Source organism: Kitasatospora sp. NPDC114501 (assembly GCF_055633695.1).
The window spans coordinates 153156-174808 of sequence record NZ_JBVKDS010000015.1 but is presented as its reverse complement, the minus strand read 5'-3'; the positions used below and the strand labels follow the sequence as shown (position 1 = coordinate 174808).

27 protein-coding genes are annotated in these 21653 nt (G+C 74.4%); 15 read left to right on the top strand and 12 right to left on the bottom strand.

The window, feature by feature from the left end:
- Position 1 precedes the first annotated feature (1 nt).
- On the bottom strand, positions 2–424 hold the full coding sequence (locus ACZ7RU_RS27080; protein ID WP_470343563.1) for a PIN domain-containing protein: 423 nt from the start codon (positions 422–424) through the stop codon (positions 2–4).
- A complete protein-coding gene (locus ACZ7RU_RS27075; protein WP_470343562.1) occupies positions 417–701 on the bottom strand; it encodes a type II toxin-antitoxin system Phd/YefM family antitoxin in 285 nt (94 codons plus the stop codon). The genes ACZ7RU_RS27080 and ACZ7RU_RS27075 overlap by 8 nt, the downstream gene beginning before the upstream one ends.
- A gap of 263 nt (positions 702–964) precedes the next feature.
- Here ACZ7RU_RS27075 and ACZ7RU_RS27070 point away from each other — a divergent pair, with 263 nt between their 5' ends.
- From ACZ7RU_RS27070 to ACZ7RU_RS27055, 4 genes are all read left to right on the top strand, one after another.
- Positions 965–1237 (top strand): hypothetical protein, encoded by a 273-nt coding sequence (locus ACZ7RU_RS27070; protein WP_470343561.1) that lies wholly within the window; start codon positions 965–967, stop codon positions 1235–1237.
- Positions 1238–1239: 2 nt separating this feature from the next.
- The gene (locus ACZ7RU_RS27065) at positions 1240–2694 is read left to right on the top strand and encodes a hypothetical protein (RefSeq protein ID WP_470343560.1); all 1455 of its coding nucleotides are present in this window, start codon (positions 1240–1242) and stop codon (positions 2692–2694) included.
- Positions 2648–2755, top strand: coding sequence for a DUF6412 domain-containing protein (locus ACZ7RU_RS27060; protein ID WP_380339505.1), 108 nt, complete (start codon positions 2648–2650; stop codon positions 2753–2755). Before ACZ7RU_RS27065 ends, ACZ7RU_RS27060 begins: the two co-directional genes overlap by 47 nt.
- A 76-nt stretch (positions 2756–2831) precedes the next feature.
- On the top strand, positions 2832–3533 hold the full coding sequence (locus ACZ7RU_RS27055) for a YidC/Oxa1 family membrane protein insertase (protein ID WP_470343559.1): 702 nt from the start codon (positions 2832–2834) through the stop codon (positions 3531–3533).
- Between the two features lie 34 nt (positions 3534–3567).
- Here ACZ7RU_RS27055 and ACZ7RU_RS27050 read toward each other — a convergent pair whose 3' ends face one another.
- Together ACZ7RU_RS27050 and ACZ7RU_RS27045 are read right to left on the bottom strand one after the other, a co-directional pair.
- Entirely contained in the window at positions 3568–4251 is a 684-nt protein-coding gene (locus ACZ7RU_RS27050; RefSeq protein ID WP_470343558.1) for an HAD family hydrolase, read from the bottom strand.
- A 52-nt stretch (positions 4252–4303) separates the two neighbouring features.
- Entirely contained in the window at positions 4304–4879 is a 576-nt protein-coding gene (locus ACZ7RU_RS27045) for an NUDIX hydrolase (RefSeq protein ID WP_470343557.1), read from the bottom strand.
- Positions 4880–5239: 360 nt separating this feature from the next.
- On the opposite strand from ACZ7RU_RS27045, the gene ACZ7RU_RS27040 reads away from it, so the two are divergent.
- Together ACZ7RU_RS27040 and ACZ7RU_RS27035 are read left to right on the top strand one after the other, a co-directional pair.
- Positions 5240–6007: a CDP-alcohol phosphatidyltransferase family protein gene (locus tag ACZ7RU_RS27040; protein WP_470343556.1), complete on the top strand. Its 768-nt coding sequence runs from the start codon at positions 5240–5242 to the stop codon at positions 6005–6007.
- 158 nt (positions 6008–6165) lie between these two features.
- The gene (locus tag ACZ7RU_RS27035) at positions 6166–7905 is read left to right on the top strand and encodes a phospholipid carrier-dependent glycosyltransferase (RefSeq protein ID WP_470343555.1); all 1740 of its coding nucleotides are present in this window, start codon (positions 6166–6168) and stop codon (positions 7903–7905) included.
- Positions 7906–7973: 68 nt separating this feature from the next.
- Here ACZ7RU_RS27035 and ACZ7RU_RS27030 read toward each other — a convergent pair whose 3' ends face one another.
- A complete protein-coding gene (locus ACZ7RU_RS27030; RefSeq protein ID WP_470343554.1) occupies positions 7974–8312 on the bottom strand; it encodes an ArsR/SmtB family transcription factor in 339 nt (112 codons plus the stop codon).
- A gap of 110 nt (positions 8313–8422) precedes the next feature.
- Between ACZ7RU_RS27030 and ACZ7RU_RS27025 the strand changes: the two genes are divergently transcribed.
- Positions 8423–9409 carry a quinone oxidoreductase family protein gene (locus ACZ7RU_RS27025; RefSeq protein WP_470343553.1) on the top strand — a complete coding sequence of 329 codons (987 nt, stop codon included), beginning with the start codon at positions 8423–8425 and terminating at the stop codon, positions 9407–9409.
- A gap of 294 nt (positions 9410–9703) precedes the next feature.
- On the opposite strand, the gene ACZ7RU_RS27020 is transcribed toward ACZ7RU_RS27025, so the two are convergent.
- Positions 9704–9898: a hypothetical protein gene (locus ACZ7RU_RS27020; protein ID WP_470343552.1), complete on the bottom strand. Its 195-nt coding sequence runs from the start codon at positions 9896–9898 to the stop codon at positions 9704–9706.
- 165 nt (positions 9899–10063) lie between these two features.
- On the opposite strand from ACZ7RU_RS27020, the gene ACZ7RU_RS27015 reads away from it, so the two are divergent.
- The 3 genes from ACZ7RU_RS27015 to ACZ7RU_RS27005 all read left to right on the top strand — a co-directional run bounded on the left by ACZ7RU_RS27015 (position 10064) and on the right by ACZ7RU_RS27005 (position 12930).
- Positions 10064–11338: a helix-turn-helix transcriptional regulator gene (locus tag ACZ7RU_RS27015; RefSeq protein ID WP_470343551.1), complete on the top strand. Its 1275-nt coding sequence runs from the start codon at positions 10064–10066 to the stop codon at positions 11336–11338.
- A gap of 92 nt (positions 11339–11430) precedes the next feature.
- Positions 11431–12012, top strand: a complete 582-nt coding sequence (locus tag ACZ7RU_RS27010) for a hypothetical protein (RefSeq protein ID WP_470343550.1) — start codon at positions 11431–11433, stop codon at positions 12010–12012.
- A 42-nt stretch (positions 12013–12054) separates the two neighbouring features.
- Complete coding sequence (locus ACZ7RU_RS27005) at positions 12055–12930, top strand: SDR family oxidoreductase (protein ID WP_470343549.1); 876 nt, start codon at positions 12055–12057, stop codon at positions 12928–12930.
- On the opposite strand, the gene ACZ7RU_RS27000 is transcribed toward ACZ7RU_RS27005, so the two are convergent.
- Both ACZ7RU_RS27000 and ACZ7RU_RS26995 read right to left on the bottom strand, forming a co-directional pair.
- On the bottom strand, positions 12924–13631 hold the full coding sequence (locus tag ACZ7RU_RS27000; RefSeq protein WP_470343548.1) for a hypothetical protein: 708 nt from the start codon (positions 13629–13631) through the stop codon (positions 12924–12926). The genes ACZ7RU_RS27005 and ACZ7RU_RS27000 overlap by 7 nt on opposite strands.
- Positions 13632–13793: 162 nt before the next feature.
- Positions 13794–14726, bottom strand: a complete 933-nt coding sequence (locus ACZ7RU_RS26995; RefSeq protein ID WP_470343547.1) for a zinc-binding dehydrogenase — start codon at positions 14724–14726, stop codon at positions 13794–13796.
- A gap of 79 nt (positions 14727–14805) precedes the next feature.
- Between ACZ7RU_RS26995 and ACZ7RU_RS26990 the strand changes: the two genes are divergently transcribed.
- Positions 14806–15513: a TetR/AcrR family transcriptional regulator gene (locus ACZ7RU_RS26990; RefSeq protein ID WP_470343546.1), complete on the top strand. Its 708-nt coding sequence runs from the start codon at positions 14806–14808 to the stop codon at positions 15511–15513.
- A 39-nt stretch (positions 15514–15552) separates the two neighbouring features.
- Here ACZ7RU_RS26990 and ACZ7RU_RS26985 read toward each other — a convergent pair whose 3' ends face one another.
- Together ACZ7RU_RS26985 and ACZ7RU_RS26980 are read right to left on the bottom strand one after the other, a co-directional pair.
- Complete coding sequence (locus ACZ7RU_RS26985) at positions 15553–15873, bottom strand: DMT family transporter (RefSeq protein WP_387756960.1); 321 nt, start codon at positions 15871–15873, stop codon at positions 15553–15555.
- A gap of 7 nt (positions 15874–15880) precedes the next feature.
- The gene (locus ACZ7RU_RS26980) at positions 15881–16612 is read right to left on the bottom strand and encodes an FMN-dependent NADH-azoreductase (protein ID WP_470343545.1); all 732 of its coding nucleotides are present in this window, start codon (positions 16610–16612) and stop codon (positions 15881–15883) included.
- Between the two features lie 100 nt (positions 16613–16712).
- On the opposite strand from ACZ7RU_RS26980, the gene ACZ7RU_RS26975 reads away from it, so the two are divergent.
- A complete protein-coding gene (locus ACZ7RU_RS26975; RefSeq protein ID WP_470343544.1) occupies positions 16713–17321 on the top strand; it encodes a TetR/AcrR family transcriptional regulator in 609 nt (202 codons plus the stop codon).
- A 5-nt stretch (positions 17322–17326) separates the two neighbouring features.
- Here ACZ7RU_RS26975 and ACZ7RU_RS26970 read toward each other — a convergent pair whose 3' ends face one another.
- Positions 17327–17917, bottom strand: a complete 591-nt coding sequence (locus ACZ7RU_RS26970; RefSeq protein ID WP_470343543.1) for a TetR/AcrR family transcriptional regulator — start codon at positions 17915–17917, stop codon at positions 17327–17329.
- Between the two features lie 85 nt (positions 17918–18002).
- Between ACZ7RU_RS26970 and ACZ7RU_RS26965 the strand changes: the two genes are divergently transcribed.
- The gene (locus tag ACZ7RU_RS26965) at positions 18003–18851 is read left to right on the top strand and encodes an SDR family oxidoreductase (RefSeq protein WP_470343542.1); all 849 of its coding nucleotides are present in this window, start codon (positions 18003–18005) and stop codon (positions 18849–18851) included.
- An 81-nt stretch (positions 18852–18932) separates the two neighbouring features.
- Here ACZ7RU_RS26965 and ACZ7RU_RS26960 read toward each other — a convergent pair whose 3' ends face one another.
- A complete protein-coding gene (locus tag ACZ7RU_RS26960; protein WP_470343639.1) occupies positions 18933–20396 on the bottom strand; it encodes an MFS transporter in 1464 nt (487 codons plus the stop codon).
- A 190-nt stretch (positions 20397–20586) separates the two neighbouring features.
- Between ACZ7RU_RS26960 and ACZ7RU_RS26955 the strand changes: the two genes are divergently transcribed.
- Together ACZ7RU_RS26955 and ACZ7RU_RS26950 are read left to right on the top strand one after the other, a co-directional pair.
- Positions 20587–21045 (top strand): MarR family winged helix-turn-helix transcriptional regulator, encoded by a 459-nt coding sequence (locus ACZ7RU_RS26955; RefSeq protein ID WP_470343541.1) that lies wholly within the window; start codon positions 20587–20589, stop codon positions 21043–21045.
- A 76-nt stretch (positions 21046–21121) separates the two neighbouring features.
- Positions 21122–21643: an SMI1/KNR4 family protein gene (locus ACZ7RU_RS26950; protein WP_470343540.1), complete on the top strand. Its 522-nt coding sequence runs from the start codon at positions 21122–21124 to the stop codon at positions 21641–21643.
- Positions 21644–21653: the final 10 nt, after the last annotated feature.

The following is a 21653-nucleotide window of genomic DNA, read 5'->3' as shown; positions in this document are numbered from 1 at the left end:
CTCACACCCCGATGACCTCCACCGCCGAGCCCAGCCCCCGGAAGTCCGCCAGGTTGCGGGTGTACAGCGGCAGCCCGTGGGCCGAGGCGACCGCGGCGATCATCAGGTCGATCCGGCGCGGGCGCGGCTGCCGACCGGCGGCGATGGTGAGGGTGACCAGCGTCCCGTAGCGGGCGGCGGCCGCCGCGTCGAAGGGCAGCGGGTCGAAGTCCGCCATGGCCGCGCCCAGCACCTCCAGCCGGTCCGCCCGGCTGGCCGGGTCCCGGGCCATCGACACGCCCTGCTGCAACTCGGCGAAGGTGATCGCGGTCAGCTCCGGCACGGCCGGCAGGTGGGCGGGGTCGAGCAGCGCCAGGTCGATGTAGACGCAGGTGTCCAGCACCCCGGCCGGCCGCCGCCGGGGCGCTCTGCGGCGCTCAGCCACGCCGCCGCTCGAACGGGTCGTCGCCCTCGTCCCCCACCAGCTCCTCGGGCCCGAAGTACTCCTCGGCCTCCTTGCGCATCCGCTGGTAGTCCACCCGCGGCAGCTTCCCGTGCCGCGCCACCAGCTCCTCCGCCGTGAGCCGCCGCCGCCCGGACACCGGCCGCAACTCCGCGACCTCGACCCCGTTCCTGGTGATGTGGAAGGTCTCCCCCGCCTCCACCGCGTCCATCACCGCGGCGGAGTTGTTCCGGAACTCCCGCTGGGTAATCGTCCTCATCCCTCCACGGTAGCCCCGCGTAGCACCCCTGGCTACACCCCGCCCGAGCACGCCGAAGCCCTCGTCGACCGCGCCCGATCCGCTGGGTTCGAACACCGATCATTCGAACAGAGGGGGGCTTCTGTCATGACCGGAAACGGCGAGCGGGACCAGAATCCCTGGCTCTACGGCCAGGACGCACCACCGCCCACAATCCTGGCGACCCGTCCCGCCCGACCGGGCCGTGGACGGGCACCGGCTCGACCGTCCTGGTCCAGCCGACCGTGCTCCAGCAGGCCTCCGGCGAATCCCGACGGCTCCAGGGTGAGCTGCGGTTCGCCGTCAGCCGCGTCGAGCCCGACACCGCCGCAGCCGTCCAGGCACTGGCCGGCGGGTGGGCCGGCGGCCCCGCGCTGTCCCAGGCGCTCACCTGGTGGAAGGACCGCTGGACCAGCCTCGACCACCGGCTCGGCCTGACCGCCGACCGCCTGGACGCCACCGCCCGCAGCTACCACGCGGCCGACAACGCCGCCGCCGCCGACTTCAAGGGGCCGTGACCATGGTGACCTTCGCCCTGCTCCGCCACGCGTCCTTCGACTCCCTCGACCACGCGGGCGGCACCTGGAACGGCGTCTCCGGCCAGGTGGAGCACCTCGCCGGCCAACTGCGCTCCGGCGTGCTACGCCCCCTCTCGGGCGGCGGCGGCCCCTACGCGGCCCCCGGGTCCGGGAGCCGACCCTGGACCGGCGCGGCCGCTGAGGAGGCCGTACGCGAGATCGGGTTCCCGGCCGACGAGCTGCACGCCTTCCACTTCGAGGCGCTGGCCGTCGCCGCCGCGCTGCACCAGGCCAGGAAGGCCTTCGCCGAGGCCCAGCAGAAGCTGCTGCGGGCGATCGGCGACGCCGAGGCCCTCGGCGCGACCGTGGCCGCCGACGGCACGACCACGCTGCCCGACCTGCCTCCCGAAGAACGCAACGCCCCCGAGGCGATCGCCTACCGGAAACGGAAGTGGGACGAGGTGCAGCAGCACGTCCAGGTCATGACCGCGGCCCTGACGGCAGCCACCGAAGCCGACAACGCCGTGGCTACGGCTCTGCGCGCGCTCAACCAGGAGGAGGTCGACCCGGCGACGCATCCGTACGGGGCCGCCAACAAGGACAAGTGGCGCCAGGCCGCGGTGGAGGCGTTCGAGAAGTCGGGAGGCGTTCCGGTCTCGATCCCCGTCGAGAGCCCGGTTGAACACCGCAGCTTCAAGGACGCGAACTGGTACTTCGCGATCGGGAGTTACCCGTACCTCACATCCGGAGTGGCGACAGCCGTCCCCGGACCGGACGGCAAGCCGCAGGTGTCGCTGCAGTACCAGGTCAACGTCTGGGACCGCTACAACGGGGATGAAGGCAAGACCACGCCGATCGCCGGCACCACCGTCACGGACCACGACATGGCGACGCTGCACCAGACCGGACTCGCCAAGGAGTTCGACATCGTCGGCAGGACCCAGCCGATCACACGGGTTCCAGCGGGCTGGGGCACCAGATCCGAAGGCGGCGGGACCGTTGCGGGAGGGCTCCTTCCTCGCCGAGCCGCTGCCCGGGCACAACAAGCGGCTCGGGGCGACGCTCTGGCTGGCGACGGAGGCGGGCGGTGGCACGCGGGTGTGGGTGGAGGCCGGGGACGCACCGTAGGGGGCTTCCCCGATGGATGCGGGAACCGGGCGAACCGTAGGATCGTCCTGCTGGTACGTCAGATGACCGACGGGGCACCGGGAGGGAGAGCGCGCCGTGACCGTGGTGGCGATGCTGCTGGGCCTGCTCCGGGTGCTGACCGGGGAGTTGGTGGCCGACAGCGGGATGCTCGCGTCGGTCGCCGCCGTCGCGGCCGTGGTGCTGGTGGCCGGGGCGGTCGCCGGGGCGCTGGCCGGGGCGCGCCTTTCGGGAGCGCGGGCGCCGGCGGCGGTGCGCAGCGGGGTGCTGCGGCGTCGGGCGTTCGGTACGGCGTTCCTTCCGCAGCGTGATCCGGACGCCCGGGGCAGGCGACGCCCCAGGGCGCCGGGGGCGGCCCTGGCGGCCGCGTAGTCACTCAACAGCCGTTCCGCGCGGCCGTCCTCCGCCGATCACTCATGTCCTGAGACCCCGGAGGGCTCGCTTCACCATGTCCGTACTCGCTGTTCTCGATCCTGCCGTCGCCCTGGCGCACGCCGTCGTCGCCGCCGTCGCCCACCTGGTGCCGACCGCACTGGCCATCGTCCTGTTCACCGTCGCCGTCCGGCTGGCGCTGCACCCGTTGGCGCGGGCGGCGGCGCGCGGGGAGAAGGCCAGGGCGCGGCTGGCGCCGAAGGTCGTCGCGCTGAGGGAGAAGTACGGGAAGCGCCCGGAGAAGCTGCGGGAGGCGCTGGCCGACATGTACCGGAAGGAGCGGGTGTCGCCGTTCGCGGGGTGCCTGCCGCTGCTGGTGCAGGTTCCGTTCTTCTCGGTGATGTACCGCCTGTTCACCACCCCGAACGACCTGCTGGACCACACCCTGTTCGGTGTCCCGCTGGGCCTGCACGTCACGGGCGCGCACGGCGCCGGGCAGTGGGCGGTGTTCGGGGTGCTGTTCGCCGGGCTGGCGGCGGTCGGGTTCGTCAACTTCCGCCGGGTGCGGCGCGCGGCGACGGCGACGGCGGCGCAGTCCGCCCCGCAGCCGGGGGCGGGACTGATGCCGTACCTGTCGTTCGGGTCGGTGCTGTTCGCGGCGCTGGTGCCGGTGGCCGCCGTGCTCTACCTGCTGACGGCCGGCGTCTGGTCGGCTGCCGAGCGGGCCTGGCTGTACCGGGACGGGACGCCCGTGCCGGCGGCCGCGCTGATCGCCTGATCAGCCACGCCAGCCGGCGGTCGGCACGCCGCGGTCAGAAGTGGCGCAGCAGCTCGGGGAAGGTCCCGAGCCGCAGCGTCGCCTCGTCCGGGCCGAGTTCCGCGTGCTCCAGCACCCAGGTGTGCTCGTGCGGGATGAAGACGGTGCGCAGGCCGGCCCGGCGGGCGGGGGCGATGTCGGACTTGGGCGAGTTGCCGATCATCCAGGTGCGGTCGGGGTCGAGGCCGAGGTCGGCGGTGAGCCGCCGGTAGGTGTCGACCGACTTCTCGGCGACGATGTGGATGCCGCGGAAGTGGTGGTCGATGGCGGACTCGGTCACCTTGCGCTGCTGTTCGCCCTGGTCGCCCTTGGTGAGCAGCAGCAGGTGGTGGCGGTCGGCGAGGGCGGCCAGGGTGTCCGCGACACCGGCGATCAGTTCGACGTTCCGGCTGGTCAGCGGCGTGAGCAGGGCGTCGATCCGGGCGTGCTCTTCGGCGGTGGGGGTGCGGCCGCTGAGCTGGTGCAGGCAGTCGGCGAGGCTCTGCCGGAAGACGGTGGCGCCGTAGCCGAGGGTGGCGGAGTTGACGGCCTCGATCTCGTTGAACAGGGCCCTGGTGCGCTGGTGCTCGGCGGGGGCGGCAACCCAGTCCAGAAAGCCGTCGATGACCCGCTCGAAGAGGACGTTGTTCTCCCAGAGCGTGTCGTCGGCGTCGAAGATCAGGGTCTGGTCGGCGTGCATCCGGTGGTCTCCAGGAGGGGGTCGGTCGGGCGGCGGCGGAAGTGGAAGTGGGTCAGACCGTCGGCAGCAGGCGGGCGGCGCGGTCGAGGGTCTGCCGGAGGTTCTCCTCGGTGGTCCGCCGCTTGGCCTCCTCGACGGTGAGCCACTCCAGCGGGGACGCCGGGTTCTCCGGCCGGGCCTGCCCCGGGGTGCCGGTGGCCAGCAGGAAGCGCAGGTCGGCGTGCTCGTGCACGGGTTCGGCGGGCGAGGCGGGGACGGGCACCACGGCGAGGTGGACGAGGGCGGGGCCGGGCCAGGGGGTGAGGTCGGTCAGGCCGGTCTCCTCCAGCCCCTCGCGCAGGGCGATGTCCAGCGGCCGGGTCTCCCCCGGGTCGCCGTGGCCGCCGACGTGCAGCCAGGCCTGCTGGCGGACGTGCCAGCGCAGCAGGACGCGGCGGGTCGGCGGGTGGACGATCAGCGCGGAGGCAGTGAAGTGGAGCGGGAAGGTGCCCCGGTTCCAGGCGTCGGCGACGCCGAGGAGGCGGCGGGCCCGCTCGTGGTCGGCGCTCTCCACCGGGCCCTGCGGGCGGTGGTCGTCCAGCAGTGAGGCCAGGTCGGGGCTCTGTGACGGGCTGCCCGTGGTCACCATGGGTCTGTGCTCCTCGTTCCGCTCCGGGGCGGCGCGGACCGCGTCGACCGGTGTGCGGGAGCGGTCGGTCGGGCCCGGGGCTTCGGGTTCCGGCGAACCCGCGCAGCCTAGCCCGGGGGCGTTCGGGCGGCCCACCGGTTTTCGCCGACGGCCGCGGGGTCCGTGGGCGGGCGGCACCCGGGTCCGGAAGCCGGACGGCGCCCGGGTCGACTGCCGTTCCACGGGCCTTCCACGGGCCTTCCACCGGCGGACACTTCCGGTACGGACGGCGGCGTACGGCGGCGTACCGGCTGGTCCGGCCGTTTCCCCGGAGGCCGTAGCCTGTGGTGATCGTTTCGGGACAGGTGGAGGGATGTCGTCATGGTGGCTGCTCCGGCGCTCGCCGAGCTGCGCGAGGTGTGCCAGCCGCAGGCCAAGCTTCAGAGCCGCAACGGCGAGCACTGGGCGGGCCGGCTGTACATGCGGCGGATCTCGCTGCGGACCACCCGGCAGCTGGTGCGCACCCCGGTGTCGCCGAACACCCTCACCTGGGTGATGGTGGCGTGCGGGGTCGGCGGCGGCGCGGCCCTGCTGATCCCGGGCCTGACCGGTGCGGTGCTGGCCGTCGTGCTGTTCCAGCTGTTCCTGCTGTTCGACTGTGTGGACGGCGAAGTGGCGCGGTGGAAGCGCCGGTTCAGCATGGCCGGGGTGTACGTGGACCGGCTCGGCGCCTACCTGGCGGATGCCGCGCTGATGATCGGTGCGGGCGTACGGGCGGCGCGCGGCGGCTCGGAGCTGTGGGTGTCGGCGGGGCTGGCGGCCGCGCTGGGCGTGGTGCTGCTCAAGGCCTCGACGGACCTGGTGGACGTGGCCCGGGCCCGCAGCGGGCAGCTCCCGGCGACCGAGGAGTCGACGCAGCCGCGTTCCCAGGGCATCGCGACGGCCCGCAGGGTCGCCTCGGTGTTCAAGATCCACCGGGTGACGAACGGCATCGAGGCCTCGCTGGTACTGCTGGCGGCGGCCGCGGTGGACACCGGGCTCGGCAACCTGGACGCGACGCGGTGGACGCTCGCGGGCATCACGGTGATCACCTGGGGCATGGTGGTCGCCCACCTGGCGTCGATCCTGTCCTCCTCGCGACTGCGCTGAGCGCCCCGCGCGCCCGGGAACCACCAGTAGCCACCGGGAAACACCAGTAACCCCCGGGAAACACCGGGAACGCTCCCCCTTCGGAACCAGTTGGACTACATATTCAGTCCAACGGCATATACAGTCGCCCGACTGTTCCGACCGAAGGGGACACCTCCATGCCGCCCCGCACGACGATCCGCACGGCGATCAGCACGGCGATCCGGACGGCCGCCACCCGGCCCGCCGTCGTCCTGCTCGCCGGATACCTCGCCGAGCTGCTGTTCCGGCTCGCCCTCGTCCGGCAGATGAGCTTCCCGTCCGTCCACCCCGACGAGGGCTCCTACCTCGCCCTGGCCCGCGTGCTGGCCGGCGGTACGGCGACCGAGATCCCGGTCGGCGTGGTCGTCCCCGGCGGCTACCCGCTACTGATCTCCCCCGCGCTGCGGCTGGCCGACGATCCGGTGACCGCCTACCACCTGGTCATGGGCGTCAACGCCGCCGTCAACGCGCTGGTCCTCCCGCTCGCCTACGTCGCACTGCGCCGCCTCGGCCTGGACCGCCGACCGGCCCTCCTCTTCGGCGCCGCGACCGCGCTGCTGCCGCCGGTGGTCTTCTACTCGCAGTTCGCGATGACCGACGCCGTCCTGCCCGTCCTGGTGCTCGCCTGGCTGCTCTGCCTGCACGGCTGGCTCGCCGACGGCCCGCCGCGGCGCCGCACCTGGCACGCCGTCGGGGCGGGTGCGTCGGCCGGCTACGCGATGGCGGTGCACGACCGCGGCGGCGTGGTGGTCGCGCTGACCGCCGCCGTCCTGCTCGGCGTACTGGTGCTGCGCCGCGCGCCGTGGCGCGCCACGGCGGCGGGGCTCGCGGCGCTCGGCCTCGGCGTGCTCGGCGCCGAGCTGCTGGCCGCCTGGCTGCACGCGCGGTTCACCGTCCAGGACAGCGCGGTCGGCGGCCTCCTCTGGCAGGGCCTGACCGATCCGGCGCTCGCCGGGCGGACCCTCGCCCGCACCGCCGGTCAGACCTGGTACTTCATCACCTCCACCTGGGGCGTCGGCGGACTCGCCGTCGTCGCCTGCCTGCACGCGCTGTTCGACCGCCGCCTGCCGCGGGCGTCACGGATCACCGGCGGCGTCCTGGTGGCGCTGCTGTTCGGCACGGCACTGGCCTCCGCCGCCACGCTGCCGCCGGACGGCCGGGTCGACGACTGGGTGTACGCCCGCTACACCTCCTGCCTCGTCCCGGCGGCCTTCGTGACGGGCGTCGCGGTGCTCGCCGGGTACGGGCGCCGCGCGCTGCGCCGGGCGGCGGCGGTGACGGCCGGGCTCGTCGCGCTGCTCGCCGTGGGCGTGGCGCTGTCGGCCGGCGCGGAGCTGAGCACGTCGAACTTCATCCCGTGGAGCCTGCCCGACGTCTCGTTCCTGGCCTCCGACTGGGGCCGGCTCGACATGCCCCGCGCCTCCGCCGCCGCGCTGGTGGTGCTCGGCGGGGCGGTCCTGGTGCGCGGCGCCGGGGGCCGCCGGGTGCTCGGGGCGCTCGGCGTCTCGCTGGCGCTGTTCGCCGCCTTCGCGACCGTGACGATCACCGCGCAGGTCGCCCGGCCGCACTCGACGGGGCGGGAGGGCCTGGCGACGGGCTTCACCCGCGCCTCCGGGATCGGCCAGGACGACAACGTGGTGTTCGCGTGGGACGTCGACTGGTCGCTGCGGGCCGCCCAGACCTTCGAGGTCTACCGGGGGCGGGTCTGGTTCCGCGATCCGCGCTGGCAGCCCGTCCCGGCGGAGGCGAACGTCATGGTCCTCCCGCTGCCCGAGGCGGGGCGGCCGCCGGAGGCGTACTGGCCCGACCACCCCGCCGACTGGTACGTCGAGCGGTTCGACGCCCAGCAGAACTGGGCGGTCTGGCACCGGCGTTGAGCCCGCCCGGGCCTACCGGCTTACGGGCCTACAGAGCTACAGGCCTACAGGCTTGCGGGCTTGCGGGCCTACTCGCCCACCGTCCGGGCGTGGGCGGCGAGGACGGTGTCGAGCAGGCCGGGGAAGCGCCGCTCCAGGTCGACCGTGCGCAGGGCGGAGAAGCGCCGGTTGGCCTCCTCGCGCTGACTGATCAGGCCGGACTCGCGCAGCACCTTGAAGTGGTGGCTCAGGGTGGAGGGCGCGACGTCCACCGGGAAGGTGCCGCAGGCCCGCTCGGCCTCGGTGCGCAGGATGCGCACGATGGTCATCCGGGTGGGGTCGGCGAGCGCGTGCAGGACGTCGAAGAGGTCGATCTCCTCGGTCTCGGGGTGCGCGAGCGCCGGTCGGCGGCGGGTGCTGCGAGGCATGGTTCGACCTCCCTGATCTGCGATGTTCGACATCCATGGAAAAGGCGTGGTACCACTTGCCCCGCACCAATTTCGTCGTTCGTCGAACATCGTAGCCGAGGGGGCCCGACATGCGCGCACTGGTGATGACCGCACCCGGTGGATCCGAGAACTCGCAGGTCCAGGAGATCGCCGCACCGCACCCCGGACCGGGGCAGGTGGCGATCGACGTCGCCCACGCCGGGCTGAACTTCGTGGACGTGATGACCCGCCGCGGCGACGCCGCGTACGCCGCCGACTGGCCCTACCGGCCCGGCAAGGAGGTGTCCGGTACGGTCCGCGAGCTCGGCGCGGGCGTCACCGGCCTGGCGGTGGGCGACCGTGTGGTCGCCGCGCCGGTCGGTGCCGGACTGGCCGAGGTGGTGCTCGCGGAGGCCGCGCTCACCGTGCCGCTGCCCGACGGGGTGGCGCTGCGCGAGGCTGCCGCCGTCCCGCTGGGCCTGGCCACCTCGCTCCTGCTGCTGACCGACGCCGGCCGCTTCACCGCCGGGGACACCGTGCTGGTCCACTCGGCGGGCGGCGGGATCGGCAACGCCGTCGCCCGGCTGGTCCCGCTGCTCGGCGGCGGCCGGCTGATCGGCACGGTCGGCCGGGCGGAGAAGGCCGCGGCGGCGGTCGCCTCCGGCTACCAGCACGCCTTCGCCCGGGGCGACGACACGGCCGAGGCCGTACGCGCCGCCACCGGCGGCCGGGGCGTCGACCTGGTGCTCGACCCGCTGGGCACCGCGGCCCTCGACCTCGACCTGGCCGTGGCGGCGCCCGGCGCGCGGATCGTGCTGTTCGGCAACGCGAGCGGCGGGGCCGTCGCCGACCTGCCCCCGCTCAGCCGCCTGATGGCGGGCAACCTGACCGTCACCGGCTTCAGCCACCGCGGCCTGGCCGCCACCGCCCCCGAGCGCCTGGCCCGCGCCATCCGCCGGGTCCTCGACCTCCTCGCCGGCGGCGGCCTGGAGCTGCCGGTCACCGAGCTGCCCGGCCTGGACGCCGTCCCGGCCGCCCACGACGCCATGCAGGAGGGCCGGGCGACCGGCAAGTACGTGGTGCGCGTCGGCGGCTGAACCCTGAGCCCGGCGCCCGGAGCCCGGGGCGAGGCGCCCGGCGGGCAGACGGGCCAGGAACGGCAACGCGCCCTGCACGGGAAGTCGACTCGGCCGACTTCCCGTGCAGGGCGCGCTACTCGCCGGGGTTCAGCGACCGGCCGGGCTCGCCACCTTGGCAGCGGAGGCGGCAGGGGCGGAGCCGGCCCGGCCGGTGGCGGTGGGGGCGGTACGGATCGAACGCTTCAGGGCCATGTGCATGACAGGCTGCCTTTCGAGGAGGGATGAGGGTCGGGCGTCACCGGCGACGACGCGTCAGCTCAGCGGCTTGGCCGGGCACCAGGCGTCGCCCCAGGCCGTCGTCTGGATGCAGTTGTGCCCGGTGGCGACGGTGGAGTCCGTCAGCGTCGCACCGTCGAACACGGAGGCGCCGGCCGGGGCCACCCCGCCCAACCAGGCGGCGGCACCCAGCGCGACCGCGGCCAGGGTCCGCGTCACGATTCCTCGCATGACGACAACTCCCATCACTTCGGGGACAGTTCCACACGTTTCGGGCGTTTCCGCAGTTCCCGCGGCATCGCCCGGCCCGTGATCGCCACCCTGCCAGTCGGCGGATGGCCACGGCATCCCCCACAAGGGATCATGAGCCTGCCTGGCAGCTTGAGGAGGCATGCGATGGACCCCGGGACCGGCCCCGACCCGACCGCCGACGTACCCGCACTCGACAGCGCGGCCGTCACGCTCTACCGGTGGACGGTCGCGCACGAGCGCCTCACCCCGGCGACCCTCGCCCAGGCCGCGTCGGAGACCGGCCTGAGCCTGCCGGAGTGCGAGGCGGCCGTCCGGCAGCTCACCGTGGCCTGCCTCTTCCAGGAACTGCCCGCACCCGAAGCCCCGACGGCCGGCGCCCCCACGGAAGGCGCCCCGATCGCCTGGCAGCCCGTCAGCCCCCAGGCCGCGACCGCGCAGCTGCTCTCCGCGCGCGACACCGCCCTCCGCGCCCGGGAGGAGGCCCTGCGCGAGCAGCGGCGGCTCATCCAGCAGCAGCGCGACGGCCTCGCGGCGCTGGTGCCCGTCTACCTCCAGGCCCGCCAGCACGCCTTCCCCCAGGGCACCATCGACCGCCTGCCGGACAAGTTCGCGGTGCGCTCACTGCTCGCCGACGTGATCGACTCCTGTCGCAGCGAGGTGCTGGTCTCCAAGCACGGCGGGTCGTTCCCCCCGGCCGCGCTGCGCGAGGCGCTGCCGCGCGACCTCGCGCTGCTCGACCGGGGGATCCGGATGCGGAGCCTCTACCAGCACGCGACCCGCTTCGACCAGCCCACCCGGGTGCACGCGGAGCAGCTCATCGGGGCGGGCGCCGAGATCCGGACGCTGCCGGAGGTGCTGCCGCAGCTGATCATCGTGGACGGCTCGCTGGCCCTGCTGCCCGCCAGTTCCGGCGGTGCGCTGATCATCCGGGAGCCGGACCTGCTCTCCTACCTGCTGGCGGTCTTCGAGCGGGACTGGGAGAACGCGACCCCGTTCGCCACCGGCCCGCAGGCCGCGCACGACGTCACCAAGACGATGAAGCAGAGCATCCTGGTGCTGCTCGCGAAGGGCCTCAAGGACGAGTCCGTCGCCCGCCGCCTCGGCATCTCCCTGCGCACCTGCCGCCGCCACGTGTCCGAACTGCTGGACAGTCTCGGCGCCCAGAGCCGCTTCCAGGCCGGCGTGGTCGCGGAACGGCTGGGCCTGACCTCGCACCCGGCGCCCGCCGCCCCCGCCGCCGAGGCCGGGGAGGCCGCGCCGGCGGCGGCCTGCCCCGCGTGCGGCGGCCCGCTGACGGCGCCCGCCCCCTCCCCCGCCGGCCAGCGCCCGGGCGGCCGCCCACCGCGCTACTGCTCACCGCGCTGCCGCTCCCGCGCCTACCGGAGCCGCCAGCGGGAACGGGCCGACGGCGTCACGTAACCCGGCTCCGGCGTGACGTAACCCGGGAACGCGGTTCCGGGCGGCCGGAAACCCGCGCGCCCGTCCGGGCCCGGTCTGTTTGACTCCCCGCCATGAGCACCTCGAACGTCCTGCCGGTCCTGCGCACCCCCAACCGGTGGGTCGCCTACGACGCCGCCCGGCGGCTGCTGGACATCACCGCGCACCACCGCTCGGCGGAGGTGAACGCGTACGCGGACGGGCTCACGGCGGCGGAGGCCCGGCGGCTCTTCGAGAGCTACCCCGACCACGTGTACCCGGGCGCCGCCGGCCACGGCACCGGGTACGACGAGGCCCGGTGGCTGCCGGCCGCAGGCGACTCCCGGGTCGACGGACTGGCCCCGTTCTCGTTCCAGCTGGACGAGCAGCCCGTCGGGTCGATCGAGGACCGTTTCCTCGGCCTCCTCGGCTCCTCCCCCGCCTCACTGTCCTGGAGCGGCTTCGCCTGGCCCGCCGTTCCCGAACTCGGCCTGGACCTCCGCGCCAAGGACGCCGGCGTCCAGATCGCCCTCAACAGCGGCAACGTCCACTTCGACCAGCCCGCGGACGACCACACGCTGTTCATCCACTTCCGCGCGGGCGACGTAGCCCGCGCCGGGTGGCTGGCCCGGCGGGTCGGGCTGACGGCCGTCGGCCCGGTGCAGCCGGGCTGGTAGCAGCCGGGGCATAGCCGCCGACCGATCGGCGTTGGGCCGGGCATGACCAAGATCCTGGTGATCGGCGCAACCGGCAGCGTGGGCAGGCACGTCACGGCCTCACTGGCCGAAGGCGGCCACGAGGTGCGGGCGTTGGTCCGGGACGCGGCGAGGGCCCGGCTGCCCGCCGGCGTCCAGGCCGTCCAGGGCGACCTGACGGTGCCCGGGAGCCTGGAACCGGCGCTGGCCGGCGGGGTGGAGGCGGTGTACCTGATGTGGCCCGGGCTGCCGGTGCAGCCCCGGGTCGTGGAGCTGATCGCCCGGCACGCCGAGCGGGTCGTCTACCTGTCGGCGGACGTGGCGGACCTCGCCGACGACGAGCCCGCCGTGATCTTCCACCAGGAGGTCGAGCGGCTGATCCGGCGGTCGGGCCTGAGCTGGACCTTCGTCCGGGCGATCGACTTCGCGGGCAACCTGCTGGCCTGGGCGGACCAGGTGCGGGAGGGCGTGGTCCGCTGGCCGTACGGGCGGGCGCGGCGCTCGCTGGTGCACGAGCGGGACATCGCGGACGTCGTGGTGCGGGCGCTCACGGAGGACGGGCACGACGGGGCCAAGTACGTGGTCACCGGCCCGGAGTCGCTCTCGCACGCCGAGCTGGCCGGGATCATCGGCGAGGAGCTGGGCGTCGCGGTGCGCTGGGAGGAACTGCCGGTGGAGACGGCCCGCGAGCAGCTGACGGCCGCCTGGGGGAACGCGGCGCTCGTGGCGGCCCGGCTGCGCGCCTGGGAGTCGTTCACGCGCGAACCGGAGCGGGTGACCGACACCGTGCGCCGGGTGCTCGGGCGTCCGCCGCGCGACGTCCGCTGCTGGGTGCGGGATCACGCGGCGGACTTCCGTCAGGGCCCTGGGTTCGAACTCGCCTCGGCGGGGCGTCAGTAGCGGACGGCCTTGACCACCACGGGCAGCAGGGTCATGTCGGCCGGCTGCCGGCTGAAGGCGACGGGCTGGGCCTTGCCGTTCGCCGGGACGTTCTCGGCGCCGACGACGGAGCTGTCCACGGTCCTGCCGCTGGTGTCGGTGAAGTCGACCTGGACGGCGTAGGAGGCGGCGGCGGTCCCCCGGTTCCGGATGGTGACGACCACCGCGTGCAGGCCGCCGGTGTTCTGCCGCGCGATGCCGGTGATGGTGATGTCGTTCAGCGCGTTGCCGCCGTCCGTCACCCCGCTGAGCGCCGAGGCGGCCTTCTCCCTCGTCATCGCCTGCTGTGCCGAGACGGACGCCTCGAAGGCGGACGCCGCCGCGGCGTTGGAGGCGGTGGCCGCCGCGGAGGCCTCCGAGGCCGAGGCCGCCGCGGCGGACGCCGAGGCCAGCAGCGATTCCGCGGCGGAGGCGACGGCGGAGGGCGGCTCGCCGGAGAAGGCGCCCGCGTTGGGCGGGGTGGCCGTGGGCGAGGCCGCCGTGCCCGACGAGCTGCTGCCGCAGGCGGCGAGCACGAGGGCGCCGGACGCCGCCACGATCAGCGCGACGGTGCGCTGCGGCGTCCACCTCCGGCCCGGTCGCCGCTCACCGCCCGGGGCGCGGCCGGGCAGTGGACGGTGGCTGGGTCGGCCGTGGCTGGGGGGACTGTGGAGTTCACGCACCGAGGATCCCTCTCCTGGTCGGGGCGGGGCGGCCGAGGGGCCCGTACGTCCCCATGCTTGGCAACATCCCGCTCCACAGCGACAGCTCCTGACCCGTCCGAGTGGGCGGGGCCGCGCCGGGGCGGCCCCGCAGGGACACGGACGGGTCCGCGCCGGGCGGCCTCAGCCCCCGATGGTCAGCACCGCCTTGCCGTGCAGCCGCCGTCCGAGCAGGGCGTCGACCGCCTCGGCCGCGTCGTCCCAGTCGCCGCGCCAGGTGATGCCCGGGTCCAGCTCGCCCGCCGCCACCCGGTGGGCGAGCCAGCCGAGGTCCCGGCCGAGGCCGGTGCAGCCGAGCAGGTAGAAGGAGACCACCGAGCGGTCGTGCCGGTCCGCGTCGCCGAAGAGGGTGCCGAACGCGAAGTCCTCGCCCTGCCCGGAGCTGTGGCCGGTGGCGACCAGGGTGCCGCCCGGCCCCAACGCCTGGTAGGCCTCGACCAGTTGGGGGCCGCCGACGACGTCGACCACGCCGTCGACCGGTCCGGCGGCCTCCTTCGGCGAGGCGACGACCTCGTGGGCGCCGAGCCGGTGCAGCAGTTCGCCGTTCCGGTCGGGCGAGCCGGTGGACGCCACGACGTGGGCGCCGGCCGCCCGGGCGAGCTGGACGGCGTAGCGGCCGACGCCGCCGGTGGCGCCGGTGACCAGGACGCTGCGGCCGAGCAGCGGGCCGATGCGGTGCAGCGCGCGCAGGGCGCTGGCGGCGGCGACCGGGATGGTGGCGAGGGCGGCCAGGTCGGCCCCGGCGGGTGCGGCGCCGATCAACCCGGTGTCCACCGCCCGCAGTTCGGCCCAGCCGCCGGCGGGCATCAGGGTGACCACCGGGGTCCCCGCGGCGGGGCCGGAGCCGTCGGCGGCGGCGCGTTCCACGATTCCGGCGGCGTCCCAGCCGAGGACGGTGCCGTCGGGGGCCATGTCGAGGCCGAAGGCGACCTCGCCGTAGTTGAGCGAGGTCGCGGTGACCCGGACCAGCGCCTGATGGGGCGCCGGTTCGGGGTCCGGAGCCGTACCGAGACGCAGGCCGCCGGGGGCCGAGCGGTCGACCAGGAGTGCGCGCATGGAGGATCCTCCCCAAGGTTCTGCCACTGAGTGGCATAAGCCTACAGGTGGCATAGTGGCTCCCACTAGACTGAGCGCGATGACTCCCGAGAAGGCCACCGCCACGGCACCGCAGCGGGGCGCCGAACAGGCCCCCGGCGCCCCGGACGCCAAGCTCCCGCTGCGCGAACGCAAGAAGCTGCGCACCCGTCAGGCGCTGATCGACACCGCCCTGGAGCTGTTCGGCGAGCACGGCTTCGACGGGGTGACGCTGGACCGGCTGTGCGAGGCCGTCGAGGTCTCCAAGCGGACCTTCTTCCGCGCGTTCACCAGCAAGGAGGACGTCGCGATGGCCCCCACCCAGGACCTGTGGGCGACGTTCCTGGAGGTGCTGGAGAGCCGCCCGCCGGACGACGGCCGGCTGATGGCCGTCCTGGAGGAGACGCTCGCCGAGGCGGTCGACCGGATGCCGGCCGACGGCTGGGCCGAACGCGCCCTGGCGAGCCGCCGGCTGGCCGCCCGGACGCCCTCGATGGACGCCCACGGGCTGGCCTTCTGCGAACGGACGACCCGGGAGGCGGTCGCGGCGGTCGACCGCCGGTTCACCCTCGACGGCCCCGGGACGGGCGCCGCGCTGCGCACCCGGCTGGCGGTGGACATGCTGGTCGCCGCGTTCCACCAGGCGATGGACGGCTGGGTGGCGCAGCCGTCCGGGCACACCCGCGCGGACCTCGTACGGCGACTCCGAGCGGCCTGCGCCGAACTGCCGGGCGCGCTCGCGGCGACGGTCGGGCCGCGGCGGGGCTGAGCGCGGCCCGGCAGAGCGGCGGCGGGGCTGGCGCGGCTCTCAGTCCGCGGCGGTGAGGCGGGCGAGGACGAGCCCGGCCACGATCAGCGCCAGCGCGGCCGCCCGGCCCGCACCGAGCGACTCGTGCCGCAGGACGGTCCCGAGCGTGATCGCGCCGACCGTGCCGATGCCGGTGAACATCGCGTAGGCGAGCCCGGCCGGCAGGTCGCGCATCGCCCGCGACAGCAGATAGACGGAGAGCGCGCCGAGCAGGACGCAGAGCGCGGTGGGGCCGGGGCGGGTGAAGCCGTCGGTCGGCTTGATGCTCTGCGACCAGACGACCTCGACCAGCCCGGCGGCGAGCAGGACGAGCCAGGACACGGCCGCCTCACCCCCGCCCGCCGGCGCGCACCCCGCCCGCCCCGGACGCCTCGCCCGGTCCGGACTCCCCGCCCGCCCCCGACGCCTCGCGCGCCAGCCGCCGCCCGGCCTCGGCGGCCTGCGCGAGGGCGGTGGCCAGCGACTTCTCGTGCTGCGGGAGCCGTTCGGCCAGCGTGGGGTCGACGGTCGCGTTCGCCAGTTCGGCGCCGATGACCAGGGTGTCCTCGACGGCGTAGTGCCCGCGGAAGAAGTCCAGCAGGTAGCGCTCCTGGTGGTCGAAGGGCTCGCGCGGCATGCCCGGCCGGTAGGAGCCGCCCTGGGCGGAGGCGACCACGAAGCGCCTCGGCCGCAGGTCCATCCGCGGGAAGGTGACCTGGTCGATCCAGAGCTTGAGCTGGGCCGGGACGCCGAAGTTGTACATCGGCGCCCCGATCAGGACGACGTCGGCGGCGAGCAGTTCGGCGAGCAGCGGTCCGAGGACGGCCCAGGCGGCGCGCTCGGCGTCGGTGCGGACCGCCTCGCGGTAGCGGTCGGGCTCGAGGATGCCCTCGCGGAGCATGGTGTCGCAGATCGTCGTCCAGGCCTCGCCGATCGGCGGCACCGGCTCGGCCGCGAGGTCGCGGTAGGTGTAGCCGCCCTGCGGCGCTTCGGCGCGCCAGGCCTGGGCGAAGGCCGCGCCGATCCGACGGGAGAACGAGCCGCGGCGGGCGCTGGCGTCGAGGTGGAGGAGTTGCGGCATGACGGTGCCCCCGGAAACCGTAAGCGGACACGGCGTCCACTTGACTGGTGCCGATGCTAGCCCTCAAGTGGACACAGCGTCCACTTGTTAGGATCGGCCCATGCCACCAGCCGAACGCGCCGACGCCGCCCGCAACCGCCTCAAGGTGCTCCGGGCGGCCGAGCAGCTGTTCACGACCCGCGACCCGTCCACGGTGACCATGGAGGACATCGCCCGGGCGGCCGGCGTCGGCCGCGGCACGCTCTACCGCCGCTATCCCGACCGCGCCTCGATCGCCCGCGCCCTGCTGGACGCCCACGAGCACGAGATCCAGGAGCAACTGCTGCGCGGGGAGGGCCCGCTGGGCCCGGAGCCGGCGGCCACCCCGGCCGAGCGGCTGAGCGCCTTCTACGCGGCGATGGTCCACCTGCTGGAGCGCCACTCCCACCTGCTGCTCGGCGCGGAGACCGGCCCGGCCCGACTGGCCACCGGCGCCTACGGCTTCTGGCGCGCGCACGTCCGGATGCTGGCCGCGGCGGCCGGGGCCGAGGACCCGGACCTGCTCGCCGACCAGTTGCTCGCACCGCTCGCACCGGAGCTGTACCGCCACCACCGCGACCGGGGCGTCTCCCCCGAACGCATCGAGGCGGGGCTCCGCCTGCTCGCCCACCGGATGCTCGGCGACCGCGAACCCACCGGGCCCGCCAGGCCTACGGGGCCTGCCCGGTAGGCGACTTACGCGTCCCGCAGGGAGTCGAGCCAGCGCAGCAGCCGGCCCCCTTCGCGGGTCATGACCTCCGGGTCGCGCAGCGCGTTGGCGAGGAGGGACATGCCCTGGTACCCGGCGACCAGGGTGAGGGCCAGGCCGTCAGGGTCGGGCAGGCCCAGCTCGCGGAACTGGCCCGCGGCCCAGTCGAGCAGCCGCCGGATCACCGCGCCGGCCTCCGCGTCGAGGTCCCCGTCGGCACGCTTGTCGAGTTCGACGGCCAGGGTGCCGGTCGGGCAGCCGCGCCGGGCGGCGGTGTCGCGCCGGCCGACCCAGGCCTCGACCAGCGCCTTGAGCCGGTCCAGCGGGTCGGACAACCGCTCCAGCCCGGCGGTGAGCTCGTCCAGGTGCGCGCTGTGCTCGGCGAGGGCGGCGCGGACCAGCTCGTCCTTGGTCTTGAAGTAGTAGTAGACGTTCCCGACCGGGACGTCCGCCTCGCGCGCGATGTCGGCGAGGGTGGTGCGCTCGACGCCCTGCTCGTGCAGCACCCGGGCCGCCGCCGCGGTGAGCCGTCGGCGCTTCTGCGACGCCGCTGTGCGCCGGTTCCCTGAGTCAGTCACCCGACTGACTATAGACAGCGACCCGCGGAGGGGGCTACGGTCTTTCTCAGTCAGCCAACTAACTCACTACACCCAAGGGGCGGAAATGATCACGGTGACGGGCGCGACCGGAAACATCGGGCGGACGCTGGTGGAGCTGCTGGCCGGGGCGGGCGAGCAGGTGGTGGCCGTGTCCCGGCAGCCGCAGCCCGCCCAGCCGGCGGCGGCCGGGGTCCGCTGGGCTCAGGGCGGGCTCGGCGACGCCGTGGGCCTGCGCCCGGCGCTCGAAGGGTCCCGCGCACTGTTCGTCCTGCTGGGCGGCGAGCTCAACAGCCACGGCGAGAGCCCGGACGCCCTGCTGAAGACGGTCGCGGACGCCGGGGTGAGCCGGATCGTCCTGGTGTCCTCGCAGGTCAGCGCCACCCGGCCGGACGCGCCCTCGCACGCCCGGCTGCGCGAGTTCGAGGCCGCCGTCCGCACCTCCGGACGGGAGTTCACCGTCCTGCGCCCCGGCGGCTTCGCCTCCAACGCCTTCGCCTGGGCCGAGACGGTCCGTACGGAGCGGACGGTCTTCGCGCCGTTCGGCGAGGTGGCGCTGCCCGTCGTCGACCCGGCGGACATCGCGGCGGTGGCCGCGGCCGTGCTGCGCGAGGACGGGCACGGCGGCCGCACGTACGAGCTGACCGGGCCCGAGGCGATCGGGCCGCGCCGGCAGGCCGAGGTCATCGCCGAGGCCCTGGGCGAGGAGGTGGCCTTCGTCGAGCTGTCCCGGGAGCAGGCCCACGCCCACTTGGCGCGGTTCATGCCCGAGCAGGTGATTTCCGGGACCCTGGACGTCCTCGGCCTCCCGCTCCCGGCCGAGCGGGCGGTCAGCCCGGACGTGGCGACCGTGCTGCACCGCCCGGCCGCGCCCTTCCGGGCCTGGGTCGAGCGCAACCTGCCGGCGTTCCGGTAGCACCGGCCGGCACCCCGGGCGCGCACGGAACGCGCGAAGCGCACGGAGCGCGGCGCGCGCCCGGGGCGGGCTCGGCAGGGTTCAGGCGGTGGTCGGCTCGGCGGCCTCGGTGTCCGCCGGGGCCGAAACGGCCCGCAGCTGGGGAGCCGGCGGCGCGGGGATGACGGCGGCGACGGCGGCCGCGAGCAGCGCGACGGCGCAGCCGATCACCAGGCCGACCCGGAAGCCGCCCTCCGACGGCAGGGCGTGCCCGCCCAGGGAGACAGTCATCTGCGACAGCACCACGCCCATCACGGCCGCGGACACCGAGGTGCCCAGCGAGCGCATCAGGGTGTTGAAGCTGTTCGCCGAGGCCGTCGCGGACAGCGGCACCGCACTCATGATCAGCGCGGGCATCGCGCCGTAGGCCAGGCCCACGCCGCTGTTGCAGACGATCGTCACGATCAGCACGCCCCAGGTGGAGCCCATCAGCGGCAGCGCCAGCCCGTACCCGACGGCGATCGTCAGTGCCCCGGCGACCAGGGTGAACTTCGGTCCGCGCGCGCCCGACAGCTTGCCGCCCAGCGGGGAGACCACCATCATCATCAGCCCGCCGGGCGCCATCCACAGGCCCATCGCCAGCATGGACTGCCCCAACCCGTAGCCGGTGGCCTCCGGCAGCTGGAGCAGCTGCGGCACGATCAGCGCCTGGGCGTACATGCCGAAGCCGACCAGGACGGAGGCGGCGTTGGTCAGCAGCACCCGCGGGCGCGCGGTGACCCGCAGGTCCACCAGCGGGTCGCCGACCCGCAGTTCCCAGCGGGCCCAGACCATCAGGATCGCGGCGGAGGCGGTGAACAGGCCGAGCGTCCGGGTGCTGCTCCAACCCCAGTCGCCGCCCTTGGAGACGGGCAGCAGCAGGCAGACCAGGCCGACGCTCAGGCCGATCGCGCCGACGAAGTCGAAGCGGCCGCCGGTGGGGCGGTGGCCGGTGGCGGCGGGGGCCGGGACGACGGTCCAGAGCATGCCGATGATGACGACGGCCAGCACGGCGGTGCCCCAGAACAGCACCCGCCAGCTGGCGTAGTCGGCGACGCCGGCCGCGATCGGCAGGCCGAGGCCGCCGCCGATCCCCATGGAGGCGCTGACCAGCGCGATCGCCGAGCCGAGCCGCTCGGGCGGCAGGACGTCGCGCAGCAGGCTGATGCCGATCGGCACCAGGCCCATGCCCATGCCCTGGAGCGCCCGGCCGGCGATCATCGGCACCACCGAGTCGGCCACCGCGCACAGCACCGAGCCGAGCAGGAGCGGCACGCAGGAGGCGATGAGCATCGTCCGCTTGCCCAGGAGGTCGCCGAGGCGGCCGCTGATCGGGACGAAGACGGCGGCGGAGAGCAGGGTCGCGGTGATGACCCAGGAGGCGTTGGACGCGGTGGTGTGCAGGAGTTGCGGGAGTTCGCTGATCAGCGGGGTGACCAGGGTCTGCATGATCGCGGCGACGGTGCCGGTGAAGGCGAGCGTCGCCACGATCGGACCGGTGCGGGCGGTGGGGGCGGGGCCGTTGATGGCGGGCCTCCTCGGGCGGGTCGGGGAAAGCGAGAGCGTGCACTTCGCACATGATGTGCGGATAGCACACTCTGATCAGGCTACACATGATGTGCATCGCGCACATTCTGTGGGAGGTGCACATCTCTGGCATACTGGACGTGATCGACGAAGAACCCGCAGGTCAACGCGGTGATGAAGGGACTTCGACATGGCCAGCCCCACACACGAGGTCGCCCTCGAATTCCTGGTGTTCGCCCGGCACCGCGACCTCAGCCAGGTCGACGACCGCCGCCCCGAGGGCAGCCAGCTCGAACGCGGCGCCTACATCCTGCTCAGCCGGGTCGAGGCCCAGGGGCCCATGTCGATCGGGCAGCTCAGCGACGCCTTCGGCCTGGACGTCTCCACCCTGAACCGTCAGACGGCGGCCCTGAAGAGCGCGGGCCTCCTCGAACGCATCCCGGACCCGGACGGCGGCATCGCCCGCAAGTTCCGCCTGACCGAGGAGGGCCGGCGCCGCCTGGCCGGCGAACGCGAGGCGCACGTCCGGGCGCTGAACCTGGTGATGGTCGACTGGCCGGAGGAGGACATCGCCGGCTTCGCGGAGTACCTGCGCCGCTTCAACGTCGGCATCGAACGCCTCGACGGCCGCCCCTGGCCCCGGGGCTGACGGGGCGCCCCTGGAGACCTCGCGTGTCGGCGGCGGACCGTAGTCTTCGCCCGGGTCCACGCACGAGGGGAACGAAATGGCGACACTCGACGAGATCAAGGCGCTCCTGGGGGAACCCCGGTTCCACTGGTCCGACCCCGCCCCATGGACGCGGTTGGAGCAGGAGCTCGGGGTCTCCCTCCCCGCCGACTTCCGGGAGTTCGCCGACGCCTACGGCCCGGTGGAGATCAACAAGCAGCTGTACCTGGACCACCCCGGCCACCCGATCCGGAACCTGGGCGAGAAGATCCGGGAGTGGATCGAGCACTGGCGCGACGAGGACGACGCGGAGTTCCTCCCCGGCCCGGCCGGCTCGGCCCCCGGGGAACTGCTGCCGATCGCCACCGCCACCACCGGCGAGTTCGTCTTCCTGCGCGTCCCGGACGAGCCGTCGGCACCCTGGGGCGTGGGCGTCCTGGAGACGGACACCCTGGAGTACGTCCCCTACGACGAGCTGGCCTTCGGCGACTGGCTGCTGGCGTACCTCCGGGGCGAGGACGTCACGGTGCACTCCCACAACTTCGCCCCGGACCAACCGTTCTACCGTCCGCTGACCTGACCTGACGTGA